The sequence below is a fragment of the Shigella sp. SIG3 genome (assembly GCF_053555855.1).
The window spans coordinates 23237-38760 of record NZ_JBQZXE010000020.1; the positions used below are offsets into that span (position 1 = coordinate 23237).

Genomic DNA, 15524 nt, shown 5'->3' on the forward strand with positions numbered 1-15524 from the left:
ACCGTTACATCCGGTCAGATTTTCATTATTCGCTTAACAGCTTCTCAATACCTTTACGGAACTTCGCCCCTTCTTTCAGGTTGCGTAGGCCATACTTCACAAACGCCTGCATATAGCCCATTTTTTTGCCGCAGTCGTAACTGTCGCCGGTCATCAGCATTGCATCAACGGATTGTTTTTTCGCCAGCTCGGCAATAGCATCAGTCAGCTGAATACGTCCCCATGCACCAGGCTGAGTACGTTCCAGTTCCGGCCAAATATCGGCAGAAAGGACATAGCGACCTACGGCCATGATGTCTGAGTCCAGCGTCTGCGGCTGATCCGGTTTTTCGATAAATTCAACAATACGGCTGACTTTACCCTCACGGTCCAGCGGCTCTTTAGTCTGGATGACGGAGTATTCAGAGAGGTCACCCGGCATACGTTTTGCCAGCACCTGGCTGCGGCCCGTTTCGTTGAAACGTGCAATCATGGCAGCAAGGTTGTAACGTAGCGGGTCGGCGCTGGCATCGTCGATCACAACGTCTGGCAGTACCACGACAAATGGGTTGTCACCAATGGCAGGTCGCGCACACAAAATGGAGTGGCCTAAACCTAAAGGTTCGCCCTGACGCACGTTCATAATGGTCACGCCCGGCGGACAGATGGACTGTACTTCCGCCAGCAGTTGACGCTTCACGCGCTGCTCAAGGAGTGATTCTAACTCATAAGAGGTGTCGAAGTGGTTTTCGACCGCGTTCTTGGACGCGTGAGTTACCAGGAGGATTTCTTTGATCCCTGCAGCCACAATCTCGTCAACAATGTACTGAATCATTGGTTTGTCGACGATTGGTAGCATCTCTTTGGGTATCGCCTTAGTGGCAGGCAACATATGCATCCCGAGACCCGCTACAGGAATAACTGCTTTTAAATTCGTCATTATTTCATCCACCTGTAAAATGGTTGCTGAATTATAGCTTGTTCGATTTTTTTCGCCAGCATCAATTACCCTGAATTGATTACTGAATTACTTGTGATGTTACGCCGCTTCGTTGTGGATTGCAGTAGCATTGTTCCTAAGTATGGCTCCATTTTTCCAGGAATGGTCGCAAATCTACTCCCTCCGTTCCGGCAATCTAAAGTTAATCTTTTCCACATTAACAATATGGTGATTAATCCTGTCGATATCGACGGAGCTTTGCCCTCTTTCATTCACCGCATGAACATTTGCAAGAGACAGCAGTGTTTCTTTTTTCGCCATAAAGACGCCGCGAACGTCTTTGCGCATGTCGAAGTTCATGCTCAATGCTGGTCCAACTGAGGATTCCTGCATCACATTGATATTTCGTATAAAAAGATGTTGCGGCTTGTTGTGTAACTCCAGCGAGGCACGCTTCATCTCAATGTTAGTTAGCGACACAAAGGAGACGGCATTCCCGGCGGAGATTTGGATGCCGCGCAATTTATAAGCAAGATGGGTATTATCCAGTTGAATATTATTCACTCGGAAATTTTGCGGTATCGAGAGATATTTGCCTTTAATTACCCCATAGCCGATTAACATCCCGGCGCTATTAATCATTTCAATATTATCAATCACGAAATTGTCACAACCGTAAATAGCGACTGTCGCGTTATCAATGCCCGCTTTCTTACTGAAATCCGGCGTGATATTGCGGGCATTGATATTACGAATAACAAAATGTTTACCATTTTCAACATGGTTCAACTGCCGACAATCCGATCCCGTGATATTCGCCACGACAAAGTTTTTCACTGCCTGGTCTTCCGGGTAGTTGTTATCATAAGTGCTTCCCGCAAGGCCTATGCCGATGCCCCAGTTGATTTTGCCGTTGGTACAGTTGATACGCTCGATGACATGGTCAGATATCAAAATATCACTGTCGTTAATTGCCACGTTCCATTCAATGGCGTCGCCCTGTAAGTCGCTGAACTTACAGTTGGTAATGTTGGCACCGATAATCTGGTTATGAAATCCCTGGCGTAAGATGGCGTAATTAGCGTGGCTGACAGTGAGGTTATCGATGGTCAGGTTGCGCATGACCCGTTTGTTTTTGCCGCCAATATAAATCTGCATTACCGGGCCAAAGCCGCTCATCGCCAGCCCTTTGATGGTGCAGTCAGAACCACGCACATCCAGGGTAATGTTATGCATACCGCCGCCCTCTCCCCCTGTCACCTGGCTGCCGTCCTGTAAGACAAATCGCCCTCTGCCGTTGCCGCGCAGGCTTCCAAGGATGTGTAACGTTTTGCCGGGAGGGATGAAGATGCCGGTGTTGATATTGTCACAAACGAATCCGGCAGGCACGACGACCGTTTGCCCTTCGCTGAAGGCTTGTTTAAATGAGGCGATCCAGTCATGTGGGTTGTAGTCGTTAATGTTAACGCTTTGTCGGGCGGGAAGTGCGCGAGCGAAAGGGGTATGGAGGAAGGCAAGCGCCGAGCTTGCCGTCAGGAAGGTGCGTCGGGAGAGTGTTTTAAATGGCATACGTTCTCCTCTATAAAGCCTGCAGCAAGCTGGCGAGTTCTCGATTAATCACCTGCTGGTTAAAATCGTGTTCGACTTTTTCGCGCGCACGTTTGACGACCGGAGCCAGTTCGTCGGTATCCAGTTGGCTAAACGCCGCCAGACGTTGTGCCAGTGCGCGAGCATCGTTCTCAGGCACCAGCCAGCCGGATTTATCGGCCTCCACCAGTTCAGGAATTCCGCTATGCAGAGTAGAAACCACCGGAATACCGACCGCCATCGCTTCCATTAGCGCCACCGGAATGCCTTCCATATCGCCATCCGCGCCCGTTACCGATGGCAACAGGAAGACATCCGCGTCGTCGAGCATCTCCTTCACTTCATAGCTCGGTTTAAAGCCCGGCATCTCTACCACATCTTCCAGTTGATATTGTTCGATGAGGGTGCGCAGGCGTCGTTCCCACAGGCCAATGCCGAGGATGCGATAGCGAAATGCCACGCCCTGCTCTTTCAACTGACGGCAGGCTTCAATCGCCACATGCAGGCCTTTTTTCTCGGTTAAGCGTGCGACAGATATGATTTCCAGCGGCGTTGCGGGCGCTTTCACCGGACGCGGGCTAAAGCGCGTCATGTCCACGCCCATACGCGATACGGCGATTTTTTCTCTGGGGCAGCCCATTTTTTGCAGCCTTCCGGCCCACAGATCGCTTATCGGTAACATCAGGTCGCCACGGCGAAACAGTTGTTGATATTCGGGAGTGTAGTGGTTGAGCACTTCCCGACTGGAGATATCAATACCGTGGAAGATGGTGGCAATTTTGCCGCGAATGATACCCAGTTCGCGTAGTTTTGCTGCGGTTACCCCCGCCGGGCCAAAATGAGCGATGAACACATCGGCGCGAAACGGTGTTGCGACCTGACCACAAATGGCAGACAAAATCAGGTTCCGCGACTCGGCACCATAGCGTTTGAGGTTGAGCGCATGCCAGGTATTTTTACGATGAATGCCACGTAAGGTCTGGCTGGCGCGGTGGCGCAGTTTCGCTACTTTGCCTGCAGGTTCGTCCTGTAACCAGCGGGTTCTGGCGACAAGGTTGTATTTCGTCCATGCCGCGTGGGTGTTCTCTGTATCGCCTTTTTGCAAAGCGACAATCTCCACTTCAAAGCCCATATCAATAAACGCGGTAATTTGATTGAGGACGAAGGTTTCCGACGACAGCGGGAATTTCAATAAGAAGAAGCCGACCTTCATTTCACCTCCCCGATGCGCTCAAGCACAGACTGCACCATCTGCATTCCCGTCTGACGTTCGCGACTGACGGCTTCGTTAAATCGAGCGTTCAGCACCGGAAGCTGGCCTAAGGTATCCGCAATCATCGCTTGCAGGCTGCCGTCCAGTAAATGACGGATATCAATCGCCATCTCTGGCAGTCCCAGCTGCTGCATAATCCCGGCGGATTTATGTTCATAGTTGATGGCAATCGCCGGAGTAGCAAAGTTCATTGAGATAATGGCGGAGTGCAGGCGCGTACCGACGGTGAGTTCACAGGCTCCGAGAATTTTGCCCATTTCCAGATCGTTGAGTTCATCCATCACTACGTGGTAACGGGCAGGATCGCTGATGTGCTGGCGCAGATTGAGCGCCACCATGCGGTCGTCTTTGTTATAGCTGTCGATACCCGTACAGGTGGAGAGCGCAATCACCTGATAGCCTTCATCGAGAATGCGATTGACCACCCCGGCAAAGGCTTTTTCATACGCTTGTTGAGTGGTGCCGAGACGTTTGTCGAACGGTGCCAGTTCGCGCAGGGTAATTGCCACTGTTTTCTGTTGTGCGGCAACGTCCAGCCAGTGTTGAACGGCATAGCTGGCGGTGAAGTCTTCGGTGTGGTGATCGACCAGCCACGCGGTATCGACGCCATGTTCCACTTTTGCGGTGGTGATATTGCTGCGTTTCATCAAATCAAGGCTGACCGATTCGCGCAGGATCAGCGCGTCGCAGTGACCAAAGACATAGTTCGCCAGTTGGTTAAATTGCTCATCCTGGAAGGGGCCGACGCTGTGACCAATCATAAACAGCGGCTTTTTCGCCATAAATGTGCAAAGCGCATGTTCAAACTGCGGCACGCCGTAGAGATCGACAAAAAACGATCCGCCGACCTGAATAATGGCGTCGTAACCTGACAGCAGGCGCACGAAGTCGGTGAATCCCTGGGCGATGGCGATATTGCGCAGCTTGCCAGTGTCGGTGACGCGTGAGAGCAATACCTGATGCTGGTAGCTGCGACGGAGGACTTTTTTAACGCGCCCGACAACGCCCGCCGCGCTATTGTGTTGTGTCATCTGCAGGAACAGCGGATCGCCCATTACCGGGCGGTTGAGCAGCCAGGAAGAACTGACCGGATAGCGGCTCATCACGTCCACTTCGGTATGTGGATTGAGGATGTTGATGGCATCAAGTAAGCCGCGCAAGATGGCGCTGTCGCCACGATTGCCGCAAGTGTGGTTGCCCAGAATAAGTAATTTCATTTTTTCCTCATAAATTTGATGCCAGGTGAGGCTGTGTTTGTTGTGTTCGTTGCCGTTTTTTGCCTGATGCGACGCTGGCGCGTCTTATCAAGCCTACAGGTCCCGAGCACAGAACCGTAGGACGGATAAGGCGTTTTACGCCGCATCCGGCAACCGTTGTCGGAACCGAAAACAGCAATTCACCCCGCCCGTAAAAGCATTTTCATTTTTTCGCTGCGACAAAACTGACGCTTCACTTCCACCACCAGCGGATGGCGTGACAGCACAATCATCACCACAAACGCCAGCACGCCCGCGGCTATTTGCACCGCCAGCAGCATCCCCAGCGCCAGTTGCCCTTTCAGCACAATGCCCAGCGCATAACTGACCACCAGCGTCGGCAACGAGAGATAAAACGGCAGCCACAAACTCAGGATGTACTGGCGATAACTGGAACCAAGAACCGGTTTAATCATCACGAAGTAACTCAGAATGGTGTTGATAATCTGCACCAGCAGGAAACCGAGCGTGACGCCGATTGCGCCCGCCATCTGCCCACCAATAACAATCGCCGGAATAAACAGAAATGTTTTGAATACATTGAATTTAAAGCTGATATCGACCCGCGCTTTCGCCATCAGCAGCGAACCAATCGGGTTACCCACGGAGCGCAGCAGACCCACAATACACAGCAATTGCAGCACCGGAATAATGCTGTTCCACTTTTCGCCGAATACCAGCGGTACGAAATTATTCGACACCACCATCAGCCCCAGCAGCGCCGGAAAGTTGATAATCCCCACTATCGACAGCAGCTTGTAGAAGTTAACACGCAGCTTTTCGGTGTCGTCCTGAATTTTGGCAAACGCCGGAAACAACACGCGGGTGATGATTGGGTTCAGCTTCATCGGCGGTACGACGGCCACGTTGTACGCCAGGTTGTATCCCCCTGCCACGCCCGCGCCAAGAATACGCGCCAGCACCAGCGTTGAAAGGTTGGTGTTGAGATAGTTGATGATGCTGTCCGCCGTCAGCCAGGCACCAAAACGTAAGTTCGGTGCCACAGACGCCAGCGAGAAGTGCAGACCGGGGCAATAAATTTTGCGTCCAAAGTAGCCAAACAGCAGTGTTCTCACCGCACTATTGACCAGATAACCGAGGATCGCGGTCATCGCCAGCGGCCAGAAATGGGCGCTAACTACCGTAAAAGTGAAGCCCGCCAGCACCGCGCTGGTTTCGATCATGCCGATTTTGTTGAACTCCAGCTCCTTCTGCATCAACGCGCGGAACTGTTGCCCGTGGGGGATCACCACAAACGCCAGCGACAATGTTTTAATCAACGGTGCCAGGTCCGGGTTATTCAGCACGTCGCCGATGACATCACTCAACAAAAACACCGACACACATACCACAAGCCCCAGCCCGACGTTCAGCCAGTACAGCGTGGTGAGTTCAAGGTGACTGATTTCTTTTCGCTGAATAATCGAGTTAGCGATACCGAAGTCAGAAAGCGTATCTGCCAGCGCGATAATCACCAGCGACACAGTCAGCAGGCCGAACTGGTGGTTGTCGATAATCCGCGCCAGCACGGTCATCTGCACCAGCCCGAGGCCGATGATGATCACCGTGGCAATAGCCGACCACTTCGCGCCGCTGATGGTTTTTTCACGTAAGCTCATATCAATATGCCGCTTTGTTAACGAAGCCCTTGAATACCGTCAGGAAAACGATTTTGATATCGAACCAGACGCTCCATTCGCGGATGTACTCAAGGTCGAACTCGACGCGTTTTTCCATTTTCTCCAGCGTGTCGGTTTCGCCGCGCCAGCCATTAATCTGCGCCCAGCCGGTAATGCCCGGTTTCACTTTATGGCGCAGCATGTAGCCTTCAATGAGCTGGCGATACTGTTCGTTATGCGCTACTGCGTGCGGACGTGGACCGACAATCGACATCCCCCCGGTCAGCACATTGATAAACTGCGGCAATTCGTCCAGCGAGGTGCGGCGCAGAAAGTTCCCCACTTTAGTGACGCGCGGATCGTTCTGCGTCGCCTGGGTCACCACTTTGTCGTTCTCCATCACTTTCATGGAACGGAACTTCCACACTTTGATCGGCTTGCCATCCATACCATAGCGAGTCTGGCGGAAAATAACCGGCCCTGGTGAACTGAGTTTCACCGCCAGCGCAATACAGCACAGCACCGGGGAGATCAGCAGCAGAATAAGCGTCGCCAGCACAATGTCTTCCGCACGTTTTAGCAGGCGGTTACCCCCCGAAAGCGGCGTGTCATACAGCGGCACCACCGGAACGCCGTTCATCTCTTCGAGACGTGAATGGAGAATGTTGAAGGTAAAGACGTCGGGGATCAGCAGCACCGAACAGGTGGTATCCGCCAGTTGATGGGCCAGTTTTTTCACTCGTGCGCCGTCGCACATTTGCATCGCGATATAGACGTTATGAATCTTGCCCGCTTTTGCATCCTCGACCAGCTGTTGCAGGTTACCCGCCCAGTCGTTAGAAACGCCGCCCGGTTTCGTGTCGTGGTAAACGCCCACCACTTCAAACCCTAACCACGGCTGATTACGGAAACTCTCCATCAGCATTTGTCCGGCGGCTAAATCCCCCGCTACGGCGACCATCCGCTTGTTGTAGCCATGATTACGCAGCCAGCCCGCCCCAATGCGAATACATGAACGGCAAACCACCAGTCCGATGCTGGTCAGCCCATACCACGCCAGCCAGATTTTCAGTTGCGTGTCGAAATCATTGTTGAACGCCACCAGTCCGGCGCTGAAAATCACGCTTAAGGTCCAGTTTTGTAGCAACAGGGCAAATTCTGTCGCTGCCCGAACACCGCGCCATGAGCGATAAAAATCGGTGATGCCGCCCAGCATCTGGAACACCACCAGCGTAATCAGCGCCACCAACAGGTGCATGTAGAGGAATGACAGTCCGCTGACTTCGCAAACCAGCCATAGCCCGGCAAACATGATGGTGATATCTGAAAAGCGTTGCACCATAGAGATTAACGATGCATTGGTTTTCGCTCGCTCGCGCTTTTTTAGATTTGTCATCGTTGTTCCTGTTATTAGCCCCTTACCCGCAGTGGGGTAAGGGAAGATCCGACATTACTCGTTCAGCAACGTCAGCAGAGTTCGCGTTCGCGCTTCCATCAGCGGCACATCACCGCGCGATTCCACATTCAGGCGCACCACCGGTTCGGTATTGGAGGTGCGCAGGTTAAAGCGCCAGTCGGCAAAGGTCATGCTGATGCCATCGCTGCGATCCACCGCCAGCGCCTCACGGCTAAAATGCTGTTCCACGCGGTTAATCGCCTCAACGGGTTGCGCCAGTTTGCTGTTGATCTCACCGCTTGCCGGAAACGCCGCCATCCGGTCGCGCACCAGTTCGCCCAGCGTTTTTCCTTTCAGGCACACCAGTTCGGCGACCAGCAGCCACGGGATCATGCCGCTGTCGCAGTAAGCGAAATCACGGAAGTAATGGTGGGCGCTCATTTCGCCACCGTAGATGGCGTCTTCCTTGCGCATCCGTTCTTTAATAAAGGCGTGTCCGGTTTTCGACATTACCGGCGTGCCGCCTGCAGCAGTCACCACATCAATAGTGTTCCAGGAGAGACGCGGATCATGGATGATCTTCGCGCCGGGATTTTTTTCGAGGAACGCTTCTGCCAGCAGGCCGACAATGTAGTAGCCCTCGATAAACTGCCCTTTTTCGTCAAACAGAAAACAGCGGTCAAAATCGCCATCAAAGGCAATGCCCATATCCGCGCCGTGTTTGATGACCGCATTACGGGTGTCGTCGCGACATTCCGGCAGCAGCGGGTTAGGAATACCGTTGGGGAAATTGCCGTCCGGTGTGTTGTGTACTTTGATTAATTCCACGGGCGCGCCGAGGGCTTTAAAGCGGGCTTCAATGGCGTCCACCACCGGACCCGCTGCGCCATTCCCGGAGTTGATCACCAGCTTGAGCGGCGTGAGATTTTTGACATTGATATAACCGAACAGGTGATCAACGTAAGCGTCACGCAGGTTGATTTGCTGATAGCGACCGCGTTTGGTTTCATCGACGGGAGGAAAGTCGTTGGCTTCAGCCAGACGCTGGACGTCGCGCAGTCCGGTATCACCGCTGATCGGGCGAGCCCCCTCGCGCACCAGCTTCATGCCGTTGTAATCCATCGGATTATGGCTGGCAGTAACTTCAATGCCGCCATCCACGCCGAGATGGAACGTGGCGAAATAGATCTCTTCGGTGCCGGACATACCGATATCCAGCACATCGACGCCCGCATCCTGTAAACCTTTTGCCAGCGCCAGTTTTAAGGTTTCGCTGGTGAGACGGACATCACCGCCTAACACAATGGTTTTCGGTTTGAGAAATTCGCCATAGGCGCGACCAATGCGCCAGGCGATATCTTCATTCAGTTCTTCGCCTAATTTCCCGCGAATATCATAGGCTTTAAAGCAGGTTAATTTTTTCATGTCGTTACCCTTTTTCAGGCAATAGTTGGCCCTGACCGAAACGGCCAATTTTATTTTTGTCGTTATTTACACCGCGGTTTCGCATTCATTGCCTGATGCGACGTTTACACCCGTCCGTAGCGATCCGCGAAGCGCACCACATCATCCTCTTCGAGATAAGAGCCGGAGCGCACTTCAATTAAATCGAGCGGAATTTTCCCCGGGTTTTCCAGGCAGTGCGTCGCCCCCAGCGGAATATAAATGGACTCGTTTTCACCAAGCAGTTTGATATCACCATCAATGGTGACTTTTGCCGTTCCCGCGACCACTACCCAGTGTTCCGCGCGGTGATGGTGCATCTGTACCGACAAACCCTCGCCCGGTTTCACGGTGATGCGTTTCACCTGGTAGCGGTCGCCCGCGTCGATAGAGTCATATTTGCCCCACGGACGATACACTTCGCGATGCACCCGATGCTCATGGTGACCATCGGCTTTGATCTGCTCGACCACTTTTTTCACATCCTGTACCGCGTTACGGTCGGCAATCAGCACCGCATCTTTGGTCTGCACCACTACCAGATCTTTCACCCCGACGGTGGTGACTAGGCCTGATTCGGCATACACATAGCTGTTTTCAGTTTTGTGATTAATCACATCGCCGTGGCAAACGTTGCCCTCGGCGGTGTGGGCGCTGATCTCCCATAATGAAGACCAGGAACCAACATCGCTCCAGCCCGCATCCATCGGCACCACAACAGCATCTGCCGTACGTTCCATGACCGCGTAATCCACCGACTCTTCCGGGCAGGCGAGAAACGCTTCTTCATCCACACGAATAAAATCGAGATCCGGATCGACGGCGCTCATCGCTTTTTCGCAGGCATCGAGGATATCCGGGCGATATTTTTTCAGTTCTTCGAGATAGCGTCCGGCGCGGAACAGGAACATGCCGCTGTTCCAGTAATATTCGCTGCTTGCTACATAGGCCTGGGCGGTTTCCAGATTCGGTTTTTCGACAAACTGCGCCACTTCAAAGGCCACCGTATCCTGCTCACCCGCAGACACTTCACCGCGACGAATATAGCCATAACCGGTTTCTGGTAGATCCGGCACAATGCCAAAGGTCACCAGCTTGCCCGCTTCGGCATAAGGCATGGCATTACGCACGGCGGCACGGAACGCGTCTTTATCGGCAATCACATGATCCGCCGCCAATACCAGCATTAACGGGTCGCTCTCCGGGCTATGACGTTTTGCCGCCAGCGCCGCCAGTGCAATGGCAGGTGCAGTGTTACGCCCTGCCGGTTCGAGAATAATGTTCTCGGTGAGTTTGTTCAGTTGACGCAGCTGTTCCGCGACAATAAAGCGGTGCTGCTCATTGCAAATCACCACCGGGCTTTCGCACTCCACGCCGTTCAGGCGGCAGATGGTGGTTTGCAGCATGGTGAGATCGCCTTTCAGGCATAAAAACTGCTTGGGGTAAAGTACGCGGGAAAGCGGCCATAAACGGCTACCGGAGCCACCTGCCATCACAACTGGATAGAGTTTCGACTGCGCCATAATTATCCCCGAATATCATTTATAAATTGACGTAACACGTTCTCTTTATCGAGCGTGCGTTCGGCATATTCACGTGCCACCGTGTTATGTTTGGGCAGCAGGAGCGCCTGACGAATCCCCGCCACCAGCGCCTCGACCGATTCCGGTTCTACGCAAACCGCAATACCCGGAAAGGTTTCGCAAAGCTGCCCCAGTTCTGTGTGGGCCTCTGCGGTAATCACCGCGTTACCGCCTACCGCCAGAATATTGGTCAGTTTCGACGGCAATACGGCATCTGCCGCGCCGCGTTTTTGCACCACCAGATGGCAATCGCCCATCTTCAGCAGTGCGGGTAAAGCGTCATACGATTGCAGCGGGAAAAATTGCATGTTGCGCAGTCCACGCTGCTGCGCCATTTTTTCCAGCCGCGCTTTGCCGCCGCCCTGCCCGACAATGGCAAAAAGCAGCGGTTCATCGCGCAGGAGATCGGCAGCTTCAATAACGTTTTCCAGCCCCTGCTTTTCACCAATATTGCCGGAGTAAAGAATGATTTTTTTGTTATCCGGCAGGCCAAGCTGGTTACGAAGGGCATCAACATCGGCGTCTGCAACATGCTGAAAACGGGCAATTTCCGACCAGTTGGGGAAGAAGATGACGTTATCCGCCGCCACGCCTTTTTCGATGGCTTTATTCATCATCGAACGCGAAATCGTGGAAACGTTATCGACGTTATGCAGTCCGCTACGTTCGAACGCCGTTGCCAGCTGTGCCACTTTGCCGCCTTTGCCTTTTCCGGCAAGGCCCAGCCCCAGCATGGCGTCCACTTCGTAATCCTGAATATGCAGCACGGTACGCGCACCAGAGAGCTTCGCCAGCAGGCGCATTCCCGGCGTGCAAAACAGCGTTGGCACTACGCCAATAATGCGATCCGGCTTCCAGCGACGTTGCGCCATCAGTGGAAAGAAACTGCTGACGGCAAAACTGCCGAGATGCAACAAGCGTTTCAGGGTGCTCGGCTGTTTTGGCACGTACAGCGGGCAGCGCCACACCGTGGCGGCCCCTTCTTCTCGTTTGTAGCGCCAGGCGGAATAGTTCTCACCCACCTGCCATTGCGGGTAGTAAGGCGGTGCGGTAATGACCCGCACCTCATGACCTTGTGCCGCCAACCATTCCACCATCTCGCCGGTGTATTTGCCGATGCCGGTTAACTCCGGCGAGTAGTTAATGCCGTAGACCAGTATTTTCATAATCCGGGTACTCCGGCACGCTTCTCAGCGAGAAAATAGGCGCGGCTGTTAGCGTGAACATCGTTACTGGCGAGCAGCGCGTCCGGCGTCAGCCAGCGGTAATCGTCATGCTGCTCATCCGGCAGTAACAGCTCTTCTTCCGCTACTCTGAAGCGAAAACCGAGCACCACATAGTGAGTGGTGAAATCCGTGCCGGAGAAGTTATCGTCATAAAAATGCTGCCAGACACCGTAAAACTGGCCTGCTGTTATCGGCAGACGCAGCCCCAGTTCCGCCATCGTCAGCCGCTCAAATGCGGCTTCCAGCGTTTCGTCTTTCTGCACGCGCCCTCCCGGCACAAACCAGTAACCCTGCGCCGGGCGGTTGGTTCTTTTGCCAAGCAGAAACTCGCCGCGACTGTTCTCGACAATAAAGTCGAGAGAGACAAGCGGTGTGGAGCGCACTACAGTGGCAAAGTCTTCCTGACGTAAAAACATCATTCCCCCCGAAAGCGGTCTTGATTCTCAAGGAACCACTGGTAAGTGCTGGCAAGCCCCGCTTCCAGTGAGATTTCGTGATACCAGCCAAGCTGATGCAGGCGCGTCACATCCAGCAGTTTGCGCGGCGTACCATCCGGTTTGCTGGCATCAAAAACCACCCGACCTTTGTAACCCACCACTTTGGCGATGGTTTGCGCCAGCTCGCGGATAGTGCAGTCAACGCCCGTGCCGACGTTAATGTGCGACAGCATCGGTTGGGTATTCTCCAGCCAGACTTCATGCGCCAGCTCCATGACATGAATGCTCGCCGCCGCCATATCATCGACGTGCAGGAATTCACGCATCGGTGTACCGCTGCCCCATACCACCACGTCCGGCGCATTCTGTGCCGTCGCCTCGTGGAAGCGACGCAGCAATGCTGGTATCACATGGGAGTTACTCGGGTGGAAGTTGTCATGCGGCCCGTACAGGTTGGTCGGCATGACAGAGCGGTAATCGCGTCCATACTGGCGGTTGTAAGATTCGCACAGTTTGATCCCGGCGATTTTGGCAATGGCGTAAGGCTCGTTGGTCGGCTCCAGCGTGCCCTGCAATAACTCGCTTTCTGCCATCGGCTGTTTTGCCAGTTTCGGGTAGATGCAGGACGATCCGAGAAACATCAGTTTGTTCACGTCGTTCTGATGCGCGGCGTGAATGATGTTGCTCTCAATCATCATGTTCTGGTAGATGAAATCCGCCGGATAGGTGTTGTTGGCAACAATGCCGCCCACTTTCGCCGCCGCCAGATAGACCTGGTCAATGCGTTCGCTGGCAAAGAAATCATGCACGGCGCGGCTGTCCAGCAGGTTCAGTTCATCGCGGGTACGTAATACCAGCTCCACATCACCGCGCTGTTCGAGCTGCCGCTTGATGGCAGAACCGACCATCCCACAATGGCCAGCGATAAAAATGCGTTGTTTACTTATGCTTATGACTCCAGCGCGATCGCCACGTCGTAGCCGTGAGATTTCAGCAGAGAGTGTTTTTTCGCCGCTTCGAGGTCATTAGCCACCATTTCAGACACCATCTCTCTGAGGGTGATTTCCGGTTTCCAGCCCAGTTTTTCGTGCGCTTTGGTCGGGTCGCCGAGCAGCGTTTCAACTTCTGCCGGACGGAAGTAACGCGGATCAACGGCGATAATCACATCACCCGGTTTAACGCCCGGCGCGTCATGCCCGGTGACGGAAACCACAATGCCCTTCTCTTCAACACCCGTGCCTTCAAAGCGCAGTTTGATGCCCAGCTGTGCTGCCGCCATTTCCACAAACTGACGTACGGAGTACTGAACGCCGGTCGCGATAACGAAATCTTCCGGCTGTTCCTGTTGCAGCATCATCCACTGCATTTTTACGTAGTCTTTGGCGTGGCCCCAGTCACGCAGGGAATCCATATTGCCGAGGTACAGGCACGACTCCAGCCCCTGGGCGATGTTGGCGATTGCGCGGGTGATTTTGCGGGTAACGAAGGTTTCGCCGCGGCGCGGGGATTCATGGTTGAAGAGAATTCCGTTACAAGCGTACATGCCGTAGGATTCGCGGTAGTTAACGGTGATCCAGTAGGCGTACAGTTTGGCGACCGCATACGGAGATCGCGGGTAGAACGGCGTGGTTTCTTTCTGCGGAATTTCCTGCACCAGACCATACAGTTCAGAGGTGGAAGCCTGATAGAAACGAGTTTTCTTTTCCAGACCGAGGAAGCGGATCGCCTCCAGCAGGCGCAGCGTACCCATCGCGTCGACGTCAGCGGTATATTCTGGTGACTCAAAAGAGACCGCAACGTGGCTCATTGCGCCCAGGTTGTACACTTCATCCGGCTGTACTTCACGCAAAATGCGCGTCAGGTTAGAGGTATCACTCAGGTCGCCATAATGCAGATGGAATTTCGGGTTGCAGGTGTGCGGATCCTGATAAATGTGATCCACGCGCTCGGTGTTGAATGACGATGCGCGACGCTTAATACCATGCACCTCGTAACCTTTTTCCAGCAGAAACTCTGCCAGGTAAGAACCGTCTTGTCCGGTTACACCGGTGATGAGAGCGACTTTTGACATGTCTTATTCCTCTGTATTTTTGAATTTATTCAGTTTCAACGCGTTCGCGTATCACCACTGCGGGATTCCCCCGGCAAACCACATTTGCCGGAAGCGATTTAAAAACACTGCTTCGTGCACCCACGACGGTGCCGTCGCCGATTGTGACGCCTGGGGCAACAAAGACATCGGTTGCCAGCCAGCATTTCTCGCCAATCACAATAGGCGTGGCGTTAATGGTGAAATGTTGACTTGCATGGTCGTGGCTACCGGTGCATAAATAACTTTTTTGCGATATCACCGAATGTGCGCCAATGGTTATTTCACCGAGGGTATATAAATTGACGTCATCGCCAACCCACGCGTAATCACCTAAGGTTAATTTCCACGGATAGGTAATTTTTACTGACGGACGAATAACTACGTTTTTTCCTATTTTTGCTCCGAATAAACGTAATAAAAAAGCCCGCCAGCGATACAATACTTGTGGCGACCAGGCAAATATTGTTGCCTGTACTGCCCACCATAATTGCACTTTAATAGCGTTGCCGCCCCGGAACCCTTTCGGCACCGAGAAACCGCTTAAATCTTGCATTGGTTTTCCTTATATTCAGACTTTGTTATATAAGGCTTTAGTCTTACCTGTCGTACGTTGGCGTAAATGCCAGGATAATTCTGCCCAGAAGCCAGGTACATGTAATATCTGCCGTTGGACTTTTTTGGCGTCAGCACACA

13 protein-coding genes and 1 pseudogene are annotated in these 15524 nt (G+C 53.2%); all 14 read right to left on the reverse strand.

The genetic code is table 11. The features are described from left to right. Positions 1-25: 25 nt before the first annotated feature. Positions 26-919: a UTP--glucose-1-phosphate uridylyltransferase GalF gene (gene galF, locus ACUU1I_RS06395; RefSeq protein WP_000183060.1), complete on the reverse strand. Its 894-nt coding sequence runs from the start codon at positions 917-919 to the stop codon at positions 26-28. 174 nt (positions 920-1093) lie between these two features. Beyond that, entirely contained in the window at positions 1094-2488 is a 1395-nt protein-coding gene (gene wcaM, locus ACUU1I_RS06400) for a colanic acid biosynthesis protein WcaM (RefSeq protein ID WP_001116127.1), read from the reverse strand. A 10-nt stretch (positions 2489-2498) separates the two neighbouring features. After that, positions 2499-3719, reverse strand: coding sequence for a colanic acid biosynthesis glycosyltransferase WcaL (wcaL, locus tag ACUU1I_RS06405; RefSeq protein WP_000862619.1), 1221 nt, complete (start codon positions 3717-3719; stop codon positions 2499-2501). Further along, entirely contained in the window at positions 3716-4996 is a 1281-nt protein-coding gene (wcaK, locus tag ACUU1I_RS06410) for a colanic acid biosynthesis pyruvyl transferase WcaK (RefSeq protein WP_000770855.1), read from the reverse strand. The genes wcaL and wcaK overlap by 4 nt, the downstream gene beginning before the upstream one ends. Positions 4997-5175: 179 nt before the next feature. Then, the gene (gene wzxC, locus ACUU1I_RS06415) at positions 5176-6654 is read right to left on the reverse strand and encodes a colanic acid undecaprenyl disphosphate flippase WzxC (RefSeq protein ID WP_000058511.1); all 1479 of its coding nucleotides are present in this window, start codon (positions 6652-6654) and stop codon (positions 5176-5178) included. A gap of 1 nt (position 6655) precedes the next feature. Then, entirely contained in the window at positions 6656-8050 is a 1395-nt protein-coding gene (gene wcaJ, locus ACUU1I_RS06420; RefSeq protein ID WP_000183139.1) for an undecaprenyl-phosphate glucose phosphotransferase, read from the reverse strand. A gap of 54 nt (positions 8051-8104) precedes the next feature. Continuing rightward, positions 8105-9475, reverse strand: coding sequence for a colanic acid biosynthesis phosphomannomutase CpsG (cpsG, locus tag ACUU1I_RS06425; protein WP_005069387.1), 1371 nt, complete (start codon positions 9473-9475; stop codon positions 8105-8107). Between the two features lie 104 nt (positions 9476-9579). Further along, complete coding sequence (gene cpsB / locus ACUU1I_RS06430; RefSeq protein WP_000079303.1) at positions 9580-11016, reverse strand: mannose-1-phosphate guanyltransferase; 1437 nt, start codon at positions 11014-11016, stop codon at positions 9580-9582. Between the two features lie 2 nt (positions 11017-11018). Further along, entirely contained in the window at positions 11019-12242 is a 1224-nt protein-coding gene (gene wcaI / locus ACUU1I_RS06435; protein WP_000699713.1) for a colanic acid biosynthesis fucosyltransferase WcaI, read from the reverse strand. After that, the gene (gmm, locus tag ACUU1I_RS06440; protein WP_000479838.1) at positions 12239-12718 is read right to left on the reverse strand and encodes a GDP-mannose mannosyl hydrolase; all 480 of its coding nucleotides are present in this window, start codon (positions 12716-12718) and stop codon (positions 12239-12241) included. The genes wcaI and gmm overlap by 4 nt, the downstream gene beginning before the upstream one ends. Further along, on the reverse strand, positions 12718-13686 hold the full coding sequence (fcl, locus tag ACUU1I_RS06445; protein WP_000043578.1) for a GDP-L-fucose synthase: 969 nt from the start codon (positions 13684-13686) through the stop codon (positions 12718-12720). The genes gmm and fcl overlap by 1 nt, the downstream gene beginning before the upstream one ends. 2 nt (positions 13687-13688) lie before the next feature. Continuing rightward, positions 13689-14810, reverse strand: coding sequence for a GDP-mannose 4,6-dehydratase (gene gmd, locus ACUU1I_RS06450; protein WP_000048190.1), 1122 nt, complete (start codon positions 14808-14810; stop codon positions 13689-13691). 25 nt (positions 14811-14835) lie between these two features. Next, the gene (gene wcaF, locus ACUU1I_RS06455) at positions 14836-15384 is read right to left on the reverse strand and encodes a colanic acid biosynthesis acetyltransferase WcaF (protein WP_001153547.1); all 549 of its coding nucleotides are present in this window, start codon (positions 15382-15384) and stop codon (positions 14836-14838) included. A 15-nt stretch (positions 15385-15399) separates the two neighbouring features. Continuing rightward, positions 15400-15524: pseudogene (locus tag ACUU1I_RS06460) on the reverse strand (colanic acid biosynthesis glycosyltransferase WcaE); the annotation flags it as partial.